Origin of the sequence: Microbulbifer halophilus, from assembly GCF_026183675.1 — a bacterium.
Classification (GTDB): Bacteria; Pseudomonadota; Gammaproteobacteria; order Pseudomonadales; family Cellvibrionaceae; genus Microbulbifer; species Microbulbifer halophilus.
On sequence record NZ_JAPIVK010000053.1, the window covers coordinates 1 to 21,816 of the forward strand.

Below are 21,816 nucleotides of genomic sequence, written 5' to 3' on the forward strand. Positions count from 1 at the left end.
GGAAGAGGCGCTGGGTTTTAGGTGGGGTTTATTGATCGCTTACGGAAAATTCAGATCTCAATGAGCAATCAGCAGTTACCAATGACCACTGTGTAATTACTAAGGAGTGCATAAGTAGCCCGACATGGAATTTCGGACCGTATGAGGCATGGATGCCGATTACGAGCGTACACGGATGCATTCATAGCGTGTCTGAAATTTCATGTCGGGCTACTTATGCACGTATTAATATGGCTCATTGTTTATTGTTCATTGCTCCAACTCCATGACCACGCGGAAGCCCACCTCTTTGGACATGGTGTCCTCGCCCAGGCCGGTGCGGTAGTCGGAGGCCACGTTGTCGAGCGGATCGCGCATGGAGCCGCCGCGGATCACGCGCTGGTCGCAGCCGGCGATTTCCACCGCCCGGCCGTCGCGGCGACTTTTGCTGTAGTCGCCCAGGTAGCAGTCCTGCACCCACTCGGCGACATTGCCGGCGGTGTCGTGGAGGCCGAAGGGATTGGGCTGGTAGTGGCCTACCGGGGCGCTTGTGGCGCTGAAGAAGCCGGTGAACTCGCTGGCGCAGCCGCGGCGGCAGTTGGCGCGACCGCGGGATTCACGCCCGCCCCACCAGAAGGGTTTGGAGACGCCGCCGCGGGCGGCGTACTCCCACTCCGCCTCGCTGGCGAGTCGGTACTTTTGGCCGGTCTGTCGCGACAGCCAGCGGGCGTAGTTGCGGGCGTCGCGCCAACTGACGTTGATCACCGGGCGGCTTTCGCGGCCCCAGCCGGCGTCGCCGGGCAGGGCGCCGCTGGTGGCGTCCACGAAGCGGTCGTATTCCTCGAAAGTGATTTCGTGGGTGGAGATGGCAAAGGTGTCGCCGATCCGCACCCGATGTGCGGGGCTGCTGGCGGGGCGCCTGTCGCTGCCCATGCGATAGCTGCCGGCACGCACCACGGTCATCTCCGGGCCGCGGCCGCCGATTGCCAGCGGCGAGCGCATTTTCCTGCCGTGGTACCAGGCGCGGTCCAGCCGGATCGGCACGGTGAGGTCGCTGTCCTCGATCTCGATCCAGCGGCGCACGGTGGTGTAGCCGGGCTTGCTCACTTCCAGGTCGTACTTGCCCGGCTCCAGTTCGATGCCCGGCTGGTAGCGCGGGACGATATTCATGATGCGTACACGGGCGTCGCCGGGGCGGGGGCGAACATTGAGGTTGAACACGGCCGGTTCGGGGGGCGCGGTCTCGGCGACGGGATCTTCTGCCGGGGCGTCGCCGTCGATTTCCGGCTGTCGGGCCGCGACGCCTTCACTTGCCGGTATCTCGGTGGCGGGCGACAGTTCGGTCGGCGCTTTTGCGGCAGCGGGAAGCTCGTCATCGTCGGGCCGGTCCGCCGCGGCCGCCGGCTGGTTCTGTGGGTCGCTTTCAGTGGCGGCGCCGGTCCCGGTCGCCGCGGTTTCCACCGGAGCTTCGCTTTCCGCCGCCTTGTCCCCGGACAGCAGCAGCTCCGCGCTGAACCGGCCGGCGCCGTCCAGTGTCTCGGAGCCGGACTGCCACTGCAGCTTGTAGCCGATCAGGCTGAACAGCACCCAGGCGAACAGCACCGAGACGGTCACCAGGCTGCGGAACAGCCACTGGCGGCGCTTGCGCTGCGGTGCCTGCCGGATCACCTGGTGGATGCGCATGATGGTGGCCTGCTCGGCGCGCTGGTGGTTGTCGTTTAGCGGCTTGTCACGCAATCGCGCCCAGACGGTGGCGATCTTGTCGCTGACCGTTCCGTAGAGCGTCATCAGCAGGGCGCGCACCAGGCTGGAGATGCGCACGGACGTGTTGTTGAGCTGGGTGGACTGTGTGGAGGGTTTGCCGGCCAGTGTGGCAATCAGTTGGTCGATGGCGTCTACCACATCCAGGCCGCGTTGGAAGCGCTGCTCCGGGTCCTTGCCCAGGAAACGGTCGATCAGGTCCTGGTAAAGGGAGTGGCGCGCCGGCAGGCGCGGAATCGGGTCGGTCAGGTGTTTGATGGCGATGGCCACCGCCTCGTCGGCCTGGTAGGGCACGGCGCCGGCGATCATCTCGTAGAAGACCACGCCCAGGCTGTAGAGGTCGGCGCGGCCGTCGATGGCGCCGCCGCGGGCCTGTTCCGGGCTCATGTAGTGGGGCGTGCCCACCACCATGCCGGTGTTGGTCATGCGCGTGGTGCGCGCCACGGCGCGGGCGACGCCGAAATCGGTCAGCACCGCAGAGCCGTCCTCGCGGAAGAGGATATTCTCGGGCTTCAGGTCCCGGTGCACATAGCCCTTGCCGTGGGCATGATCCAGCGCCAGCGCGATTTCGCGGGTGACGTTCAGTGCCTCCAGGGGCTCGATGGTGCCCTTGGCCAGGCGGTCCGAGACGGAGCCGCCGGCCATATAATCCATGGCGATATAGTTGAGGCTGCGGTAGCGGCCGATATCGTGGATACCGACGATATTGGGGTGTGACAGCTGGCCGACGATATTGGCCTCGCGCTGGAAGCGCTCGCTGAAGATCGGGTCCGCATTCAGGACCGGCGACATTACCTTGAGCGCCACCTGCCGGCCCACGCTGCGCTGGATCGCCAGGTAGACGGTGGACATACCGCCCTGGTTGATCTTCTTGAGAATCCGGTAGCCGGGAATTTCCAGTGACGTACTGCCGGTGCTGACGACTTCCATTAAACCCTTTTCCTCGTCAGATAATGCCGAACAGCCAGGCGGCGAGCGCGGTGCCGGTGCCCACTGCGCAGGCTGCAAGCAACAGTCTGCCGCGGGAGCCCAGCCCCCGCGCGGACGCGTGTAGCGCTTTGCCTGTGCGCGATGTCCACTTTTGCGCACCGGGCGCCGGATCCGGCGCGTCGACCACCTGCACGGTGATATTGTCCTTGCCGCCGGCGTCCAGGGCCGCGGCCACCAGCAGGTCGGCGGCGCGACGGTTGTCGCTGTTTTCCGCCAGAATGGCGGCGATCTGCTCCGGCTCCACCTCGGCACTGAGGCCGTCGCTGCACAGCAGCAACCGGTGCCCCGCGTACCAGGGAGATGAGACGCGATCGATCTCGAGCCGGGGATTGGTGCTGCCGCCGATGCAGCGGGTGATGACGTGGCGGTTGGGGTGCTGGGCGGCCTCCTGCGAATTGATGGCGCCGGAATCTACCAGCATCTGCACATAGGAGTGATCGTTGGTGAGCTGTTTGAGCTGGCCGCTCCCGGCGCCGGGGGACCAGTAGTAGGCGCGGCTGTCGCCGACCCAGTAGATGTGAAAGTAGGCACCGTCCTCGGCCACCACCACCGCCGTGGAACCCATGTTCGCGGCGGTGTGCTCGTCGCCCAGCAGCAGGGCGTGGGCCCGCTGCAGGGCCCGCTCGTAGTGGCGATCCGTCGCCGCCGAGCGCTGGATCTCCTCGACCACCGTTTTGCTGGCGATCTCGCCGGCCTGGTGGCCGCCGAGGCCATCCGCTACTACCCAGACACCGCGCTGTTCGTCGGCCCAGTAGGCGTCTTCGTTCTGTTCGCGTTTGTAGCCTGGGTGCGTGGCGCCGGCGCTGCGCCGGGCGCCGCTGGCGCGCTGGACCGTCCCGCTGTGCCGCGACTCCTCGCGTACTTTGGCTTCACTCACTGGCGTGCAACTACCTGTCTTATTATGACTCGAGTTTCGGGTTCGGGAGCCTGGGCAGGCACCCTCAGTTCCGAAACCTGAGTTGTGATTTATCCGGCGGCGCGGGCCCTGTGCACCGCGGTCGGCGGCCTATCCCTGTGGGGCGAGTTTCGGCGCCTTTCGATCGTCCCGGCGCTTGGCCCATACTAATACCCGCGGTGCATTGTAAGCTGCAAACCGAATCACACGCTAACGAAAATCCCCGTGATAAACTTGGCCGACCATGAGGGGCGGATTGCCGCCCGTTGATGTCGGGTGGCCGCGGATTGCGCGCGGCTGCCGACCCGGTTTAAGGAATCAGAAACCATGCTCAAGCTCTGCGATCCCAAGGATGCCAGTCATAGTGTGTGGTTGGTAGCGCCAAAGGTGGTAATCGGGCGCGCCGGCAATTGCGATTTAACCATTTCCGACGAGTCCGTGGCCAAGGCCCACGCTGAAGTGGTGGTGTCGGGCGACCAACTGACAGTCCACAACCTCGCCGGCGCCGGACAGCTGCAGGTCAATGGGACGGTGGTGGACGACAGTTGCCACCTGAAAGTCAACGACCAGTTGAAGATCGGCGGCCGCACCCTGGCGGTGGTGGATCCCAAGGTGACCAGGCTGAAGTCTGCGGCCTCGGGCAACGGCGTCTCCTGGGCGCTGCGCGCCAACCACCCGGCGATCGCCGGTCGCGTATTCCCGGTGCGCGACAGCAGCGTGGTGGGGCGCTCCGACGAGTGCGACATCACCTTTTCCCTGTCCCACCTGTCGCGGCACCACGCCCGGCTGGAAGTGCGCGACGGCCTGTTGTTCGTATACGATCTCGGCTCCGCCAACGGCACCTACCTGAACAACCGGCGGGTAGTCGAGACCCGCGTGCGGCGCGGCGACGAACTGCGCTTCGACACGCTGAGCTTCAGCGTGGTGGGCCCGGCGGACGACCGCAACCAGACCACCGTGCGCCCGGCGGTCTCCATGCCCCAGTCCCACACCGCCGGCGACGCCGAGCCCGCGGCCCGCGCGGAGGAGCGCCCACAGCCGGTCTCCACCTCCCAGCCGACCCGCGAGCGTGGCCGCTACGAGGGCGACTCGGCACTGGTCGACGGCGGCAGCAGCGCCTGGATCTGGATGGGCGGGCTGCTGTTTGCCGCCGCCACCCTGGGTTTTTTCTGGGCGCGCAGCCAGGGACTGGTCTGATTTGGGTGAGCTGATCCTGTACACGACGCTCGGCTGCCACCTGTGTGAAAAGGCCAAGCCGGAGATATGGCCGCTGCTCGAGCCCAACCGGCTGCGTCTGAAAGAAGTGGATATCGCCGATGATCCCGACCTGGCGGAGCGCTTCGGCACGCGGATCCCGGTAGTGGGTCTCGGCGATCCGGACGATGTCTGCGCCTGGCCCTTCGACCGGGTCCAGCTCGCCGACTGGCTTCGCCAGCGGCTGTGATTCCGGCGGGCTTTTGCGGCCCGGCAATCCCCTCTCTTCTTCGCCTTTCCTTCTTCTTCCCCGAATCCGGTTTTGCAAGACTCGCTGGCAGTTGATAAAACGCAACACTCGATCGAGTGGAGAACAGCGGATGTTGCGTAAAAACCGAGCGGCGATGGGCCTGGCGATCCTGGCCATGGGGTTGGTCTTGGGGGCTCTCGGCGTGCGGCTGTGGGCCAACGGCGAGTTGAACCGGTTGCCCGCTCTTTCCTCGGTACAGGGCCGTGCCGATGGCCGGGTGTTCGTGGCGTTGGGAGAGCGCCTGTTTATCGAGACCGAGGGCGGTGAATCCCTGTCGGTGATACCGCTGCAGAAATTCGGCCTGGACGACTTCGGCGGGGACTTTGCCGCGCTTTCGGACAACAGCCTGATTCTGCCCAGCGGCCCGTCCGGGCCGCTGCAACGCTGCTCCCTGGCTACTTTTTCCTGCCAATCGCTGGACGGTCCCGACCACTGGCGCGCCGACGGGACTTTCAAGCTGGCGGTAGACGAGGCGCGGCAGCGCATTTACGTCGCCGATACCGGCCGGCACCGACTGTTGATGCTGGACATGCGCGGCAGCCCGATCTCGGAGTACGGCGGTGCGCTGCGCTACCCGAACCAGCTGCAACTCCACGACGGCGCCCTGGCGGTGGCCGACACCAATCACCACCGCCTGCTCACCGCGCCGCTGGACGGCGATCGCTTCGCGGAGAATATCGCCGAGTTGTCTGTAGGGAACTGGCCCGGCTCCGGCGGCCATCGCTACCCGATGGGCCTCTACGTCGACCGGAGGGGCGATCGCTGGGCGGTGGTGGCCGACGGGGAAATGAACGACGGCGCGGTTTTCCGCGTGGACGCCGACGGCAGTGTGCGCCAGCTCCCGATGCCGGCAGCCGCCGATCCGCTGTTTCCCGGTGGCATCGGCGACGCCGTACTGATTCCGGATACCGAAAATTATCGCATTCACCGCTTTGCGCTGTCCGGCGAACGCGAGGCGGATTTCGGCTCGCCGAAACTGGTGTCCGAACTGGCCGCCCTGCGTACCGAGCGCCAATTCTACGGACGCATTTTCACCGGCAGCCTGATCGCACTGCTGGTACTGGCAGTGCCCATGCTGGCTGTCGGCCTGCTGCTGCAGCGGCGGGCCCAGCATCGGGAGACGCCCGCCACCGAGAAACTGGAACCGGACACGGCGCCGGCGATGCCGCGGTTTGCCACGCCGGCCGCGCAGTTGGCGCAGGTAAAAGGGCGGTACATTTTCTGGCGCCGCTTTACCGTGCTGGCCAGCGGCCAGGCGAAATGGATGGGGTGGCTGCTGTTGGCACTGACAGTGGCGATGGCGGGTATGGTCATCGCGCTGTCTGCGAAAAGCGGGGCGGAATTCCAGTGGCGTGATCCGCAGTTGCTGCTGCTGGCTGTCCTGACGCCGATACTGCTGGTATGGGTGTTTCTGGTGCTCAGCTACGAGCGCCTGCACGTCGACCGCGAGGGAATCCGCTATACCTCCTTCCTCTCCGGGCCCTTCCGCTTCCTCAACGCGCTCTGGCCGGACTGGGCCTTTGCCTGGGAGCAGATCGACGACATTGCCCTGAAGCGTCGCGGAACCGGCAACATGCCCACCGCCTGGTACTTTGAAATCAACCCGCTCGACGGCAGGTCGCGCAAGCTGGCGGCGCTCTCCTGGCGGGTTGCCGGGGAGTCGGAAACGGGACTGCGGCTGTCGATGGCCTATCGCGTAAAACCGGAGCGGATACGCGACATAGTGCGGGATACGGCGCTCTACCGCCTGCTGGGCCGGCGCGGCGCCTGACTCAGAGCTTCGCCGCCGCCTCGTTCTCCCGCAGCAGCGACAACTCGGCGCCGCTGCGGTAGGCGTAGATTACCGTGTAGGCCAGCACATTCTGCACATAGCGGCGCGTCTCGCTGTAGGGAATCGTCTCGATCCAGACGTCGTAGGGCAGTTTATTGCCGGTTTCCTCGAGCCAGCGCGCCACCCGCGTGGGGCCGGCGTTGTAGGCCGCGGCGGCGAGGAAGCGGTTGTTGTCGAAACGGTTCAGCAGCGTGTTCAGGTAGAAACTGCCCAGGGCGATGTTGGTGCCGGGGCTGAGCAAGTCCCAGGCGCGCCGGTAGCGCACACCGGCCCGCCGCGCGGTGGCGCGGGCCGTGGACGGCAGTAGCTGCATCAGGCCCAGGGCGCCGGCGCGGGACTTGGCGTCGTGACTGAAGTGGCTCTCCTGGCGTGCCACGGCGTAGATCAGGTAGGGGTTCAGCGCGGTTTTGTCGCCCATCTTCTCACTCACATCCGTGACGATATCCGGGAACGCCAGCGGGAAGCGCAACTCCAGATCGTCCAGGTAATCCGCCGCCAGCACGGACTGGATGGATTTCTGGTACCAGCCCCAGGTGCTGGCGACCTTGCTCGCGGTGAGGAGCTCCCGGTGGGACATGCCGTCGGTGGCGTGGTCCCACTCGCGGCGCGCGTGGGTGAATTCGCCGATGGCCTGCAGCTCCCGCGCCCGCTGCATGGCGGGCATGGCCGCCATTTCTTCCACCTGATTCGGCGTCACCGTTACCGGGCGGTTGATGAAGCTGTAGTCGAGCCCCAGGGTGTCGGCGGCGAGGAAGCCGTAGTAGCTTCGCTCCCCGGCGGCCTTGCGATAAAGCTGCACTGCCTCCTGCGCGCGTCCCTTGCCGTACAGCTCCTCGATGGTGCGGGCCTTCCAGTAGAGCCAGCGGTCGCTCTGTCGCTCCTCTTCCGGTAGCCGCTCTATCCAGAACTCCACCTGGGCCCAGTCCATCTGGCGCAGCGCTTGGCGCGCCAGCCAGTCGACGGTCCGGGCCTCGGAAAAATTCTCCTTTTCGATCAGCCGCCGGACGCCGTCGAGGTCGTCGTCGCGGGCCATCTGCAGGGCCAGGTTGCGCAGAATGCCGTCGCGCTCGGCGTCGTCGAACAGGTAGCTGGCCTGATAGCGCCGCCATGCCCTCTCCGCGGTGGCCGGGTCCCGCCGGGCCAGGCGGCGCAGGCCGTGGCGGACGATGGCGCGATACTCCGGTTCGTGCGCGTCGCTGGTAAAGCGCCCATAGTCGAGCAACTGCTCCGGGTCGCGGTGTACTGAGCGCATCAGGCGGGCGAGTGTGGCCCGGTTTGTGTCCATCTTGCCGGCGATATACTCGGCCAGGTCCAGGTGGCCGCTCTCCACCGCCAACCGGTGCCGCTCCCAGGCGAGTTCGGGGGTCAGTCCGCTGTCTTTCATCCAGCGGGCGAACACCGGATCGCACTCCTCGGTCTGGGAGTAACCCACCAGCCACAGTTCCCTGGCCAGCCTGTAGGCGGCCTTTTTGTCGCCGTGGCGGGATTCGGCGTCGGCGTAGTAGCAGCGCAGGGAGGTGCGGGTGATCTTGTCCGGGTCGTAGTATTTGAGAAAGGCGCGGAAGCGCCTGCGACTGCCCAGCTCCCGCAGTACCCGCACGCGCATCCAGTCCCCGATGGCGGTATCGCGGTAATCGGCCAGGAACCGATCTATTTCATCGTAGGGAAGGCTGGAGATTTTCCGGCTGATGGCCCAGTAGTCGATATAGGGGAGTAGCGGGTAGCCCTTCAGTTCCCGCTTGATTTTTGCCAGTTCATCCCAATTTCCGCGGGCGATGGCCATGCGGGCCTCCTGCAGCCGCTCCCGCTGCGCCACGGCCTTCTCCGCCGGGGACTCCGCGGCGGCGGCCGGAGTTGCCGCCAGCGCCGTGAGCAGTGAAAGGAAGAACGCGAGTCCTTTTGCGTCAATCGACATTGCGAACACCCGATTGAAATTGCGCACTGGCCAAGTTACCAAAACAGCGCGATGAATAATGCGTAGAATACCCGTTTTTTACAGCCCGAGTTTCGCAGCGGGGAGCGTAAGCCGGGGCGGGAGCGCCTTTCTGGGACACGGCTGGGCGCCCCCGCCGAAATACGTCCCTGTAGGCTTGTCCGCGAGGTCCCTCTCGCAGACAGTCCCAGAAAGGCGCCCCCGCCCCGGCTCCCGAAGCTCGAGTACATGCCGGTTCATTCTTTTTGCCGTTGTCACGGTCTCTGTGAGTGCCCGGTCCATTTATTGTAGTTGTTTCACGGAACCCGTTTATGTTGCTTCAGTTGGACAATGTCAGTCTTCGCTACGGAACCCAGGTGCTGGCGGAAGAGGTCAGCGCAAGAGTCGAGCGCGGTGATCGCATCTGCCTGGTGGGCCGAAACGGCGAGGGCAAGTCCAGCCTTTTGCGGTTGATTGCCGGGGAGATCGACGCCGATGGCGGCGAAGTGGTGCGCGCCAATGATCTGGTGCTGGCGACCCTGGAACAGGAGCTGCCGTCCGGCTGCACCGACAGTGTCTATCGCTTTGTCGCCGGCGGCCTCGGTGAGGTGGGAACGTGGCTGGCGGATTACCGCGACGAGCCGCGCGAAGACCTGCAGGCGCGTATCGAAGCCGCCCACGGCTGGGAGCTGATGCCGCGCATCGGTGCGGTGCTGGATCGCCTCGGGTTGACTGCCGAAGATACGGTGGCGGACCTGTCCGGGGGCTGGCAGCGTCGCGCGGCGCTGGCGAAGGCGCTGGTTACCGAGCCGGACCTGCTGATTCTCGACGAGCCCACCAACCACCTGGATATCGCCGCGGTGGAGTGGCTGGAACGCTTTCTCGCCAGCTACCGCGGCGCGCTGCTGTTCGTCACCCACGACCGCGCCCTGGCGCAGCGGCTGGCGACCAGCGTCTGGGACCTGGATCGCGGGCGCTTGCGGGTTTTCCAGACCGGCTTCGATCGCTACCAGTCGGACAAGGAAAAACTCCTCGAGGAAGAGGCCAGGAACGAGGCGCTGTTCGACAAGAAACTGGCGCAGGAGGAGGCCTGGATCCGCCAGGGCATCAAGGCCCGGCGCACGCGCAACGAGGGCCGGGTGCGGGCCCTGCAGGCGCTGCGCCGCCAGCGCGAGGCGCGCCGCGAGCGCCAGGGGCGGGCGAAGCTGAGCGTCGATTCCGGGGAGCTGTCCGGCAAGCTGGTGGCGGAGTTGACGGATGTCTCCTTCGCCTATCCCGGCGAAAAGCCCCTGATCCGCGACCTGTCGTTTACCCTGATGCGCGGCGACCGGGTGGGACTGATCGGGCCCAACGGCGCGGGCAAGAGCACGCTGATCCGGCTGTTACTGGGCGAGCTGCAGCCGGACTCGGGCAAGGTGCGCCTGGGCACCAAACAGCAGGTGGCCTACTTCGACCAGCGGCGCGACCAGCTGGATCCGCAGCAGACGGTGCTCGACAATATTGCCGGCGGACGCGAGTCGATCACCGTGGGCGGCAGGAGCCGTCACGCCATGTCCTATCTGGCCGACTTCCTGTTCAGCGGTGTCAAGGCGCGCACGAAAGTCGAGGCCCTGAGCGGCGGCGAGCGCAACCGCGCCCTGCTGGCCAAGCTGTTCAGCCAGCCGGCGAATATCCTGGTGCTCGACGAACCTACCAACGACCTGGACGTGGAGACACTGGAGCTGCTGGAGCAGCTGCTGCTGGACTTTTCCGGCACCGTGCTGCTGGTCAGTCACGACCGCGCCTTCCTCGACAATGTGGTGGACTCCTGTCTCGCCTTCGAGGGGGAAGGGCAGGTGCGCGAATACGTCGGCGGCTATGCCGACTTCCTGCGCCAGGGCGGCAGCTTTGCCACCGCGGACGAGAAACCGGCGGAGAAAAAAGCCAAATCCAAACCCGGAACCCCGGCAAAGCCGCCGCAGAAAAAGAAAAAACTCAGCTACAAGCTGCAGCGCGAACTGGACGGCCTGCCGGGTGTGATCGAACGGTTGGAAGGTGAAATCGGCGAACTGGAAACGGCTGTCGCCGACCCCGACTTCTACCAGCAGGAGCAGGCGGTCGTGGAGGAAAAGCTCAAGCTGCTGGCCGACAAACAGGCTGAGCTGGAAACGGCATTCGAGCGCTGGGCGGAGCTGGAGGGAATGATGGATGCGGAATGACGGATGCGCGATTTAACCCCGCGCCGTGGGAGCAGTCTTAGGCTGCCCAAATCTGTTCCCGACAGATTTGTCATCATTCATCGTTCCTCTGCACTCGCACCGCCAGCACATCGCACCCGGCCCCATGCAGCACGCCATTGGCGGTGGAGCCCAGCAACAGGGCCAGGCCGTGGCGGCCGTGGCTGCCGATGACGATCAGGTCGGTCTCGAGCTCCTCCGACAGGCGGTGGAGTTCCGTCGCCGGCTGGCCCAGCACCACATGCTGGCGCTCCGCGGGCACATCCAGCCTGGCAGCGCACTTGCGCAGCTGTTCCTTTGCCTGGGACTGCAATTGCTCCTGGACTTCCGACAGGTCCATGGGAATATCGCCGCCATAGGCGAAGGTCAGCGGCTCTATCACGTGGGCCAGGCTGATGTCGGCACCGAATGCCTTGCCGAGTTCCCCGGCCCTCTGCACCACCTGGTCTGTGTCCTCGGACAGGTCCAGACCCACGAGTATGCTCTTGTAGCTGGCCATAAGTGCTTTGCTCCTTTGCGGCGGAACTCTGGAACCTCGACAATCTCTCCAGAAGTCTACTTTAAAAAAAACCGGTTGACACAACTGGCGCGCTCGCCCGCAAAATAGGCGCCATTTTCCACTGACGGAGACTCACAAGGAGTGTTTATGTCCGGCTGGCTCCCCCTGTTCATCATTCTGTTTGCCGTCGCGCTGGTGGTCGGGCCGGTGATGTGGCTGAAACCGAGCACGCGCGACCGGCGCCTGGCAGCGTTGCGCGGCGACGCGGCCAAAGCGGGACTGACGGTGCAGATGATGCCGCTGCCGGCGGCGCTCGGTGAGGGCACTGCCGCGGTCTACATCTGTCGCTGGGAGGATCGGCGCCGCCTGCAGACCGGCTGGGTGCTGGAGCGGCAGCGGGTCGAGCACGAGATGCACTTTGCCGGGTACTGGGACTGGCGCAACGGCCGCGTCGCACCGCGAGCGGTGTGGGGCTCCCTGCGGAAGATGCTGTCGGAACTGCCGGCGGATGCCTGCGCGATCATTGCCACCGGGAACGGCATCGGCGTCCAGTGGCGGGAGACGAGTGGCGCGGCCGGAGCGGAGAAGCTGCAGTCGCTGTTGTCGGAATTTCGCCCGGATATAGAGGAAGGAATACGCCTGCCGCGGCGGGATCAAAGCACCGGGGAATAACTGACAAACAGACCTCCAGGATGGGGCTGGAGCCCGCGGCTGACGGGCCTTTCAGGGCACTGTGGGAGCCGCTTCAAGACACCGTCGACTGGCGCACCGGCGTAGAAGAATTTGCGCCGCTCGCTTGACCCTGCCGGGGGCGGAGCTTATATATTCGCGCAGCGCGGCGCTTCGCCGGCCCCCGGCCGGGTGCGCAATAGCAGTAATTTTTTTATTTGAAATCAAGTGCTTATGGGTAAATCACTGGTCATCGTCGAATCGCCGGCCAAAGCGAAAACCATCAACAAGTATCTCGGAAAGGACTTCGTGGTGAAGTCCAGTGTCGGCCATATCCGCGATTTGCCCACCGGGGGCAACAAGCAGCCGGTAGATCCGAAGGAGCGCGCCCGCCGCGCCGCGGAGACGCGCAAGTTGTCGCCGGAGCAAAAGGTCATCTACAAGCGCAAGAAAAACCGCGAGCAGCTGATCAAGCGCATGGGCATAGACCCGGACCACAACTGGAAGGCCCAGTACGAAATCCTGCCCGGCAAGGAAAAAGTGGTCAGCGAGCTGCGCAAGCTGGCACAGAACGCCGATCATATTTACCTGGCGACGGACCTCGACCGCGAAGGGGAGGCCATCGCCTGGCACCTGCGCGAGGCCATCGGTGGCGAAAACGAACGCTACCGCCGGGTGGTGTTCAACGAAATCACCAAGTCGGCGATCCAGGAGGCGTTCAAGGAGCCGGGCCCGCTGAATATCAACCGTGTCAACGCGCAGCAGGCGCGCCGTTTTCTCGATCGGATCGTCGGCTACATGGTGTCGCCGCTGCTGTGGGAGAAGGTGGCCCGCGGCCTGTCCGCCGGGCGCGTGCAGTCGGTGGCGGTGCGTCTGGTGGTGGAGCGCGAGCGCGAGATCCGCGCGTTTATTCCGGAAGAGTACTGGAACATCTTCGCCGACACCGAAACGGCGAAAACCGATGCGCTGCGCCTCGAGGTCAAAAAGCAGGCCGGCGCGGCCTTCCGCCCCACCAACGAGGAGCAGGCCAGTGCCGCCGCCAAGGCGCTGCAGGCGAGCGAGTTTGTCGTCAGCCAGCGCGACGACAAGCCCACCAGCTCGAAACCGTCCGCGCCCTTCATCACCTCGACCCTGCAGCAGGCGGCCAGCAACCGCCTGAGCTTCAGTGTCAAGAAAACCATGACACTGGCGCAGCGTCTCTACGAGGCCGGCCACATCACCTATATGCGTACCGACTCCACCAACCTCAGCAACGAGGCGGTGGACTCGGCGCGGGAATTTATCGGCGAAAAGTACGGCGACAAATATCTGCCGGAAAAGCCCAACAGCTACACCAGCAAAGAGGGCGCCCAGGAGGCGCACGAGGCGATTCGCCCGTCGGATGTGCGCATGCAGCCGAATATGCTCTCCGGCGTCGAGCGCGATGCGGAGCGCCTGTACAACCTGATCTGGCAGCAGTTCGTCGCCTGCCAGATGACCCCGGCCCAGTTCACTTCCACCTCGGTGGTGGTGACCGCCGGTGACTTCGAGCTGCGCGCCCGCGGCCGCGTAATCCGCTTCGACGGCTTCCTGAAAGTGGCGCCGCCGTCGAACAAGAAGGAAGAGGATGCGGTACTGCCGGACGTCAAGGTCGGCGACAAGCTGTCCCTGAAAAAGCTGGATCCGAAACAGCATTTCACCAAGCCGCCGGCGCGCTACAGCGAAGCGGCGCTGGTGAAAGAACTGGAAAAGCGCGGCATCGGTCGCCCGTCCACCTACGCCTCCATCATTTCCACCATCCAGGACCGCGGCTATGTGCGGCTGGAGAATCGCCGTTTCTACGCGGAAAAAATGGGCGATATCGTCACCGACCGCTTGAGCGAGAGCTTTACCAACCTGATGGATTACGGCTTTACCGCTAACCTGGAGGAGTCGCTGGACTCGGTGGCCGAGGGCGACAAGGGCTGGAAAGACCTGCTCGACGAGTTTTTCAGGGATTTTTCCTCGCGCCTGGAAAAGGCCCAGGATGCCGAGGGCGGCATGCGACGCAACTCGCCCACGGATACCGATATCGAGTGTGACAAGTGCGGGCGCCATATGCAGATCCGCACCGGTTCCACCGGCGTCTTCCTCGGTTGTTCCGGCTATGCCCTGCCGCCCAAGGAGCGCTGCACCAACACCATGAACCTGGTGTCCGGCGACGAGGCGGTGGACGCGGACAAGGACGAGGAGGCGGAATCGCGCCAGTTGCGCGACAAGCGCCGCTGTTCCAGGTGCGGCACCGCCATGGACAGCTACCTGCTGGACGAGCAGCGCAAGCTGCATATCTGCGGCAACAACCCGGATTGCCCCGGCTGCGAGGTGGAGAAGGGCACCTTCAAGATCAAGGGCTACGATGGCCCGGTGATCGAGTGCGACAAGTGCGGCGCCGACATGCAGCTGAAATCCGGCCGCTTCGGGAAGTATTTCGGCTGCACCAGCGAGAACTGCAAGAACACCCGCAAGCTGCTCCGGAGCGGCCAGCCGGCGCCGCCGAAAATGGATCCGGTGCCGATGCCGGAGCTTCCCTGCCAGAAGGTAGACGACCACTATATCCTGCGGGACGGCGCCTCCGGGCTTTTCCTGGCGGCGAGCCAGTTCCCCAAGAACCGCGAGACGCGCGCGCCGCTGATCCGGGAAATCCTGCCGCACAAGGACGAGATAGATCCCAAGTACAGCTATCTCTTCTCGGCGCCGGCGGAGGACGATCAGGGTCGCGATACGGTGGTGCGCTTCAGTCGCAAGACCCAAGAGCAGTATGTGCAGTCCGAGGAAGAGGGCAAGGCCACTGGCTGGCGCGCCTTCTACCGCGACGGCAAGTGGCAGATTGACGCGGGCAAATCCAAGGCGGCGGCCAAGCGCAAGCCGGCCCGGAAAAAAGCGGCGGCGAAAAGCAAATGAGCAATCCGTATACCGGTACAGTGGCGGCGGCACTGCGCAAGAGCGAGCTGCTGCTGGCGGTGGAGTGTGAGGCGCCGCTGCAACGGGCCGCGCTGCACGAAGCCGCTGTATTGCAGTTGTGGCGCGCCTACCGCGCCTTTCTCGCCGAGTTGGCGTATCAGTTGCAGCTGAACAGCGAACCCGAGTCGGCCCAGGCACTGGCCGAGCGCGCCGCCGCTTTCGGTGTGACCTGCGGTGCGGCGGTGGAGCTCAGCGAACTGGATGTCGACCCCGACAGCTGGCTGGCGCAGTTGCAGGCTGCCTGGGTAGAGTTGTGGAACTTCTCGTCGGAAAGCGGCGGACAGCGGCCCGCCAACCTGATTCCGCTGCAGAACCTGTCTGCCACCGGGCCGGTGGAGCTCAGCGAAGAGGTGCTGCGGCAATGGCACACCGGCCTGGCGGAGCTGGTGCGGCGCCAGCGGGCCCAGTCTGAAGAGTGGTAGGCAGCAGTGGTGGGGCGCAGGGGCGGCGTGTGTTACCCTGCGCGCAATCTACAGAAGTACAGATGGGAGAAGCGCATGTCCTCCGAGACCTTTGAAATCATCGAGCTGGCCAATGGCGACGTGGCGCTGCGCCGTGCCGGTGAGCGGGAGGATCCGCTCGTGCGCATTCATTTTTCCGAGGAGAGCCGCCAGTTCCTGCGCGAACACAAAATTGCCGTCGCCCGCGCAATGCTGGAGGCCGGCATAGAAGCCGTACAGAATATCGACGAAATGGATCCGGATTTCCACGAGGAAGAAGACCTGGAGCCGGCGAACCATACGATTCATTGAACGATGAGCAATTAGCAATGAACGTCCAAATCGAACTGCCAATTGCTCATTGTTAACTGCTGATTGAGATCACGGGCTTTGCCTGATCACTCCCACCGCCAGCCCTTCAATCGCGAAGGTGTTGTTTCGCATATCCACCTGAATCACATCGAAGTCTTCGTTTTCCGGCAGTAGCTGCACTGTGGCCTGGTTGCCCTTGCGGCGGAAGCGTTTGACGGTGACTTCGTCTTCGATTCTCGCCACCACGATCTGGCCGTTGCGCGCCTGGCCGGTTTTCTGCACTGCCAGCAAGTCGCCGTCGAGAATGCCCGCGTCGCGCATGCTCATGCCGTGTACCCGCAGCAGGTAGTCCGCTGGCGGGTGGAAGAAATCCGTGGGCAGGTCGCAGTAATCCTCAATGTTCTCCTCCGCCAGGATCGGGTTGCCGGCGGCCACGCGGCCGACGATCGGCAGGCCCGGCTGGTAGTCGGGAATGCGGATGCCGCGCGAGGCGCCGGCCACCATCTCGATCGCACCCTTGCGCGCCAGAGCCTTGAGATGTTCCTCGGCGGCGTTGGGGGAGCGGAAGCCGAGTTCGTGGGCAATTTCCGCGCGGGTGGGGGGGTAGCCGGTTTCATCCAGATACACCTTGATCAGCTCGAGCACCTGGCTCTGTCGGGCAGTGAGATTGGTCATAAGGTTACCTTATCGTTTCTGTATTTTTATACAGTTGCTGTGATTATATACAGATTTTCGTCTCGCGCAATATACGGCGTGCGGCCCGGCGGAGCTGCTAAAGTGGAGATGAGCGGGGAAGAGGGCGCAATCGTCCCTTCGCATCGGCCTCTGGCATTCTTTTTACCCAGGCTTCTGGGGTCGAGGTGGCACAAGGCGGGGCGGGGTGCGCCCTTCTGGGACTGTCTGCGAGAGGGACCTCGCGGACAAGCCTACAGGGATGTATTCACGGCGTGTCCCAGAAGGGCGCACCCCGCCCCGGCTCCCGGAATTGAACCCCGGAGCTTGAGTTTTCAGACGGAGANTGTCCCAGAAGGGCGCACCCCGCCCCGGCTCCCGGAATTGAACCCCGGAGCTTGAGTTTTCAGACGGAGAGAAGGGAATAACAACGCGACAAAAAGGGACAACCGATAATGCTCGATGCAAAAATGCCGGAAGCCTGGCGCGTACTGCGGATTCAGTCTGAGCTGGTGCACGGAACGGAGCGGTTGATCGCGCTCAGCGGCGCCGTCACCGTCTTCGGTAGTGCGCGATTCGAGGAGGACAGCCCGGAGTACAGGCAGGGTGTGCGGTTGGGCGAGTTGCTCGCGGCCGAGGGGATACCGGTGATTACCGGTGGCGGGCCTGGCCTGATGGAGGCCTGCAACCGCGGTGCCTACCCGCAGCCCGGGGTTTCCATCGGCCTGAATATCGAACTGCCCTTTGAGCAGGTGGCAAATCCCTACCAGGACATCAGCCTGCATTTTCGCTACTTCTTTGTGCGCAAATTCCTGTTCGTGAAACACGCGCTGGGCTTTATCGGTCTCTCCGGTGGTTACGGCACCCTGGACGAGCTGTTCGAGGCGCTGACCCTGGTACAGACGCAGAAGGTGCGGCGCTTCCCGATCGTGCTGGTGGGCAGGCGTTACTGGTCGGGGCTGCGCGACTGGCTGGTGGATACGGTGCTGGAGAGAAACTGTATCGACGCGTCGGACCTGGACCTGTTCCAGATAGTGGACACCGTCGATGAGGCGGCCGAGGTGATCATCGACTATATCCGCGAGCGCAGATAGCGGGCCCGCTGTGTGCGGGGCAGTCAGTAGGAGGATTCGTCCGTGCCGCCGAAACTCTCCCCCTCGATCGAATCCAGCGGGTTGTTGAAATCCACCTGTCCGGTGTCGGGGGCCAGCTCCCGGGCGGCCAGGCCGTAGGCGACGTTGGCATCTTCCGGCGGGGCGGCGTCGACGACGGGCAGGCTCTGCCATTGATCCAGGTCGAACTCGCCGACGGTGCCATCCTGGTACTGCACCTCCAGCGTGCGCTCGAGATCGTCGACTGCCACCACCTCGAACAGGGTGCCGTCCTCGATGTTTTCGAACCAGTTGCCGATATCCGGTTGCATCTCTGCCATGATCGTGAGCCTCTTCGTTTCTCCCTAATCTAGCGTCTGTACCCCCGCAGCGGTAACGGGCCGGGGTGGTGGAAAACCCGCTCTGGCGTCAATTGAACTAATCTGCTCCAATAACCAAACGAGCGTTTTAATTGTTGGTTTGAACCCCTATGAGCCAGACGGATACAGTCAGTCGAATACTGGATGCAGCGGAGGTGTTGTTTGCCGAACGCGGGTTTACCGAGACCTCCCTGCGCACCATCACCAGTACCGCTGGCGTCAACCTCGCCGCTGTAAATTACCATTTCGGTTCGAAAAAGGAATTGATCCAGGCGGTATTCGAGCGTTTTTTGACGCCGTTTACCGACAGCCTGGCCGCCGAGCTGGACCGGCGCGTGGCCGCCGGCGAGCGGTTGAGTGTGGAGGGGCTGCTGGAAAGTCTTTACCGGGTGGGGATGGGCAGCCTGGCCGCCGAGGGTCGCGATCCCCAGCGCTTCATGCGCCTGCTGGGGCTCGCCTACACCCAGTACCAGGGGCACCTGCGCCGCTTTATCGTGAGCCGCTACGGCGACAGCTACCGCCGCTTCGCGGGCCTGCTGGCGCAGGCACTGCCGGGGCTGGACCCGGTCACTTTCTACTGGCGGCTCTACTTCATGCTGGGGGCGACCATCTTCACCCTGTCGAGCTTCGACGCGATCGAGGCTATCCTGCGAGAGGATTTTGGCGCGCAGAGCAATTTGCCCGAGACGCTGGAACGGCTGGTGCCCGCGGCGGCCGCGATGCTGAAAGTGGATGCAGAACGATGATGAGGGAGTTTTTATGATCGGCCCGGTAATGATCGATATCGAGGGTCTGGAGCTGACCGCCGAGGACCGCGAGCTGCTGCACCACCCGCTGGTGGGTGGCCTGATCTTCTTTGCCCGCAACTACCGCGACCGGGAGCAGCTGCGGGCGCTGGTGCAGGCCATCCGCGCCGAGCGGCCGGAGATACTGCTGGCGGTGGACCAGGAGGGCGGCCGCGTGCAGCGTTTCCGCGACCAGTTCACGCGGCTGCCGTCGATGCAGGCCCTGGCCGCCGGCGCCGACGGACAGTTGTTGCGGGATGCGGGCTGGCTGCTGGCGGTGGAGCTGCTGGCGGAGGGAATCGACTTCAGTTTCGCGCCGGTGCTGGATGCGGACGACCGGCACTGTCGCATCGTCGGCGATCGCAGCTTCTGCGCCGATCCGGCGGGTGTGGCGGCGCGGGTGCGGCCGTTTATGCAGGGCATGCGCGAGGCGGGTATGGCCTCCACCGGCAAGCATTTCCCGGGCCACGGCCATGTACTGGAAGACAGCCACGAGGAACTGCCCGAAGACGAGCGCAGCCTGCAACAGGTCATGGACAGCGACGCACTGCCTTTCGTCGAGTGTATCGGGGCGGGCGAGCTGGATGCCGTCATGCCGGCGCATATCCGCTTTGTGGAGGTCGACAGCCAGCCGGTGGGATTCTCCCGCTTCTGGCTGCAACAGGTACTGAGGGGCAATCTGGAGTTCGATGGGGTCATTTTCAGCGACGACCTGTCGATGGAGGGTGCCGGTGCTGCCGGCGGCTACGGGGCCAGGATCCGCGCTGCCCTGGATGCGGGGTGTGACATGGGCATTGTCTGCAACAACCGCGCCGGGGCGCTGGAGGCGCTGGAGGCGTTGGAGAACTTTTCCCCGCGGCGCGAATCCAGTGACCGGCTGCAACGTATGCGCGGCAGGGCATCGATATCATCCCGGGCGGAGCTGGAGTCCAGCGAGCGCTGGCAGCGCACCCGGGCCAGGCTGTTGGAGCTGGCGGCGACGAATCATTGAGAAATTGAAAAGGAGTGGTACCCGGTGGATTCGATAAAAGAGGTGGTGTTGCCCTGGATCGGGGACAACCGGTGGTGGATAGTGGCCATCTTCCTGATCGTACTGGCAACGGCGCTCGCCGCCTGGCTTTACGGGCGCTTTGTGAAGCAGCTCGCGGCCAGGGCCGAAACGACCCCCAACCCCTGGGACGATGCGTTGGCCGGCGCCCTGAATCCACCGGGATCGGTTCTGGTCTGGCTGCTGGGGCTGACTCTGGCCGCGGGGCGTGCGGGTGTCGCGACCGAGGCCGAAATATTTGAGTTCGCCAGGCCGCTGCGCGATGTGGGCCTTATTCTGGTGGTGGCCTGGTTCGGGTGGCGATTCTCCCACAATGCCGAGCGCAACCTGCGCAATCCGCGCTATATGCACAAACCGGTGGATGCTACCACCGTGCGGGCCGTGGGCAAGCTGGTGCGGGCATCCATTGCCATTACCGCGGCGATGGTACTGATGCAGTACTTCAACTACAGCGTCAGCGGCATACTGGCATTCGGCGGCATCGGTGGCCTGGCGGTGGGTTTCGCCGCCAAGGATCTGCTGGCCAATTTCTTCGGCGGCCTGATGGTCCACCTGGACCGGCCGTTTTCGGTGGGCGACTGGGTACGTTCTCCGGACCAGGAGATCGAGGGCACGGTGGAGGATATCGGCTGGCGCCTGACCCGTATCCGCACTTTCGACAAGCGCCCGCTGTATATCCCAAACGGCATCTTTACCCAGATAGCGGTGGAAAATCCATCGCGCATGCTGAATCGCCGTATTCTTGAACGCATCGGTATCCGCTATGAAGACGCGCCGCTGATGGCGGCGATCGTCGCCGATGTCAAAGCCATGTTGCAGGAACACCCGGAAATCGATACCAATCAGACGCTGATAGTCAACTTCGACAGCTTCGCCCCGTCTTCGCTGGATTTCTTTATTTATACCTTTACCAGAACCACGGAATGGGTGCGCTATCATGAAATCAAACAGGATGTGCTGTTGAAGATATTGCAGATTATTGAAGGGCATGGTGCCTCCTGCGCATTCCCGACCTCGACACTGCATATCGCCGAGCTGCCCGAAAACGCGCCGCCAATAACGGCCGGATAGGGCGCAGACGGCGGATAAACGAAAGTACGAAAAAGCATAATTGGTCAGTTATAGGGGGAATGACCGCCCGACTTGGTGATTTATTGCCCATAAATCAAAAACTGTAGTATTTATTTCATAGACAAAACTAGACACTGGCGCTGTTTTATCTAAGAATCAGAGTACGTACACTGGCTGTGGCCCAGTGGACAGTGCAAGACAGCGGCCGGTTTACACCGGTTGCTGGTATCGGGGAGGCGTTTTTCCCGCTTGCCTGCAGGGGAAGTAGAGGTAAACGCAATAACAATAATGAGGTTGTTTCAATGAGTGATCGCGTTACAGGTACTGTGAAGTGGTTTAATAACGCCCGGGGTTATGGCTTCATCACCTGTGGAGAAGGAACTGAAGATATTTTCGTGCACTATCGCAGCATTCGCGGCGAGGGTTACAAAACCCTGAACGAAGGCCAGGCGGTAGAGTTTGAAATGCAGAAAGGCGACAAGGGATTGCTGGCGGAAGACGTTGTTCCCTGTGAGTGATTCGTTGCAAATCACCCTGATCCAGTAACGATTCTTTGTACAGGATCCGGCCCGGAAACCCGGTGTTCCGGCCGGATTCGGGGCCGGCGCATCGCGCCGCCCCTGAACCTGTCCGGGCGGGCCCCATCCGGCCCGCCTTTCCCGTTTCCGTATGTCACGAAGTGCGCACCGTTGATCGGACCTGTAGAGGTTGCCGAAGTTCGGTTCGTAAGCAGGTTCCGGGACGGCCCTGCTGCCGGTGGCTGTTTGCTCAACAGCCTCATC

The 21,816-nt window shown here is 63.8% G+C and carries 19 protein-coding genes; 13 read left to right on the forward strand and 6 right to left on the reverse strand.

Annotated elements, in window-relative coordinates:
- Positions 1-249: 249 nt before the first annotated feature.
- On the reverse strand, positions 250-2,670 hold the full coding sequence (locus OQE62_RS18230; protein WP_265723477.1) for a bifunctional serine/threonine-protein kinase/formylglycine-generating enzyme family protein: 2,421 nt from the start codon (positions 2,668-2,670) through the stop codon (positions 250-252).
- Between the two features lie 16 nt (positions 2,671-2,686).
- Complete coding sequence (locus OQE62_RS18235; protein WP_265723478.1) at positions 2,687-3,607, reverse strand: PP2C family protein-serine/threonine phosphatase; 921 nt, start codon at positions 3,605-3,607, stop codon at positions 2,687-2,689.
- A 345-nt stretch (positions 3,608-3,952) separates the two neighbouring features.
- Here OQE62_RS18235 and OQE62_RS18240 point away from each other — a divergent pair, with 345 nt between their 5' ends.
- From OQE62_RS18240 to OQE62_RS18250, 3 genes are all read left to right on the forward strand, one after another.
- Positions 3,953-4,822, forward strand: a complete 870-nt coding sequence (locus OQE62_RS18240; RefSeq protein ID WP_265723479.1) for an FHA domain-containing protein — start codon at positions 3,953-3,955, stop codon at positions 4,820-4,822.
- A gap of 1 nt (position 4,823) precedes the next feature.
- Complete coding sequence (locus OQE62_RS18245) at positions 4,824-5,069, forward strand: glutaredoxin family protein (protein ID WP_265723480.1); 246 nt, start codon at positions 4,824-4,826, stop codon at positions 5,067-5,069.
- Positions 5,070-5,199: 130 nt separating this feature from the next.
- Positions 5,200-6,900 (forward strand): NHL repeat-containing protein, encoded by a 1,701-nt coding sequence (locus OQE62_RS18250; protein ID WP_265723481.1) that lies wholly within the window; start codon positions 5,200-5,202, stop codon positions 6,898-6,900.
- A gap of 1 nt (position 6,901) precedes the next feature.
- On the opposite strand, the gene OQE62_RS18255 is transcribed toward OQE62_RS18250, so the two are convergent.
- Positions 6,902-8,875: a transglycosylase SLT domain-containing protein gene (locus tag OQE62_RS18255; protein ID WP_265723482.1), complete on the reverse strand. Its 1,974-nt coding sequence runs from the start codon at positions 8,873-8,875 to the stop codon at positions 6,902-6,904.
- Between the two features lie 329 nt (positions 8,876-9,204).
- Between OQE62_RS18255 and OQE62_RS18260 the strand changes: the two genes are divergently transcribed.
- The gene (locus tag OQE62_RS18260) at positions 9,205-11,070 is read left to right on the forward strand and encodes an ATP-binding cassette domain-containing protein (protein ID WP_265723483.1); all 1,866 of its coding nucleotides are present in this window, start codon (positions 9,205-9,207) and stop codon (positions 11,068-11,070) included.
- A gap of 73 nt (positions 11,071-11,143) precedes the next feature.
- On the opposite strand, the gene OQE62_RS18265 is transcribed toward OQE62_RS18260, so the two are convergent.
- On the reverse strand, positions 11,144-11,587 hold the full coding sequence (locus OQE62_RS18265; RefSeq protein WP_265723484.1) for a universal stress protein: 444 nt from the start codon (positions 11,585-11,587) through the stop codon (positions 11,144-11,146).
- Between the two features lie 147 nt (positions 11,588-11,734).
- On the opposite strand from OQE62_RS18265, the gene OQE62_RS18270 reads away from it, so the two are divergent.
- The 4 genes from OQE62_RS18270 to OQE62_RS18285 all read left to right on the forward strand — a co-directional run bounded on the left by OQE62_RS18270 (position 11,735) and on the right by OQE62_RS18285 (position 15,987).
- A complete protein-coding gene (locus tag OQE62_RS18270; protein ID WP_265723485.1) occupies positions 11,735-12,259 on the forward strand; it encodes a hypothetical protein in 525 nt (174 codons plus the stop codon).
- A gap of 231 nt (positions 12,260-12,490) precedes the next feature.
- The gene (gene topA / locus OQE62_RS18275; protein WP_265723486.1) at positions 12,491-15,175 is read left to right on the forward strand and encodes a type I DNA topoisomerase; all 2,685 of its coding nucleotides are present in this window, start codon (positions 12,491-12,493) and stop codon (positions 15,173-15,175) included.
- Positions 15,172-15,657, forward strand: a complete 486-nt coding sequence (locus tag OQE62_RS18280) for a DUF6586 family protein (protein WP_265723487.1) — start codon at positions 15,172-15,174, stop codon at positions 15,655-15,657. The genes topA and OQE62_RS18280 overlap by 4 nt, the downstream gene beginning before the upstream one ends.
- Before the next feature lie 75 nt (positions 15,658-15,732).
- A complete protein-coding gene (locus tag OQE62_RS18285; RefSeq protein ID WP_265723488.1) occupies positions 15,733-15,987 on the forward strand; it encodes a hypothetical protein in 255 nt (84 codons plus the stop codon).
- A gap of 69 nt (positions 15,988-16,056) precedes the next feature.
- On the opposite strand, the gene lexA is transcribed toward OQE62_RS18285, so the two are convergent.
- Positions 16,057-16,662, reverse strand: coding sequence for a transcriptional repressor LexA (gene lexA / locus OQE62_RS18290; RefSeq protein ID WP_265723489.1), 606 nt, complete (start codon positions 16,660-16,662; stop codon positions 16,057-16,059).
- Positions 16,663-17,114: 452 nt separating this feature from the next.
- Here lexA and OQE62_RS18295 point away from each other — a divergent pair, with 452 nt between their 5' ends.
- Entirely contained in the window at positions 17,115-17,753 is a 639-nt protein-coding gene (locus OQE62_RS18295) for an LOG family protein (RefSeq protein ID WP_265723490.1), read from the forward strand.
- 23 nt (positions 17,754-17,776) lie between these two features.
- On the opposite strand, the gene OQE62_RS18300 is transcribed toward OQE62_RS18295, so the two are convergent.
- A complete protein-coding gene (locus OQE62_RS18300) occupies positions 17,777-18,091 on the reverse strand; it encodes a DUF6763 family protein (protein WP_265723491.1) in 315 nt (104 codons plus the stop codon).
- 149 nt (positions 18,092-18,240) lie between these two features.
- Here OQE62_RS18300 and OQE62_RS18305 point away from each other — a divergent pair, with 149 nt between their 5' ends.
- From OQE62_RS18305 to OQE62_RS18320, 4 genes are all read left to right on the forward strand, one after another.
- Positions 18,241-18,876, forward strand: a complete 636-nt coding sequence (locus tag OQE62_RS18305) for a TetR/AcrR family transcriptional regulator (RefSeq protein ID WP_265723492.1) — start codon at positions 18,241-18,243, stop codon at positions 18,874-18,876.
- A gap of 13 nt (positions 18,877-18,889) precedes the next feature.
- The gene (gene nagZ, locus OQE62_RS18310) at positions 18,890-19,906 is read left to right on the forward strand and encodes a beta-N-acetylhexosaminidase (RefSeq protein WP_265723493.1); all 1,017 of its coding nucleotides are present in this window, start codon (positions 18,890-18,892) and stop codon (positions 19,904-19,906) included.
- A gap of 24 nt (positions 19,907-19,930) precedes the next feature.
- The gene (locus OQE62_RS18315) at positions 19,931-21,034 is read left to right on the forward strand and encodes a mechanosensitive ion channel family protein (protein ID WP_265723494.1); all 1,104 of its coding nucleotides are present in this window, start codon (positions 19,931-19,933) and stop codon (positions 21,032-21,034) included.
- A 302-nt stretch (positions 21,035-21,336) separates the two neighbouring features.
- Positions 21,337-21,552 (forward strand): cold-shock protein, encoded by a 216-nt coding sequence (locus tag OQE62_RS18320; protein ID WP_067081471.1) that lies wholly within the window; start codon positions 21,337-21,339, stop codon positions 21,550-21,552.
- Positions 21,553-21,816: the final 264 nt, after the last annotated feature.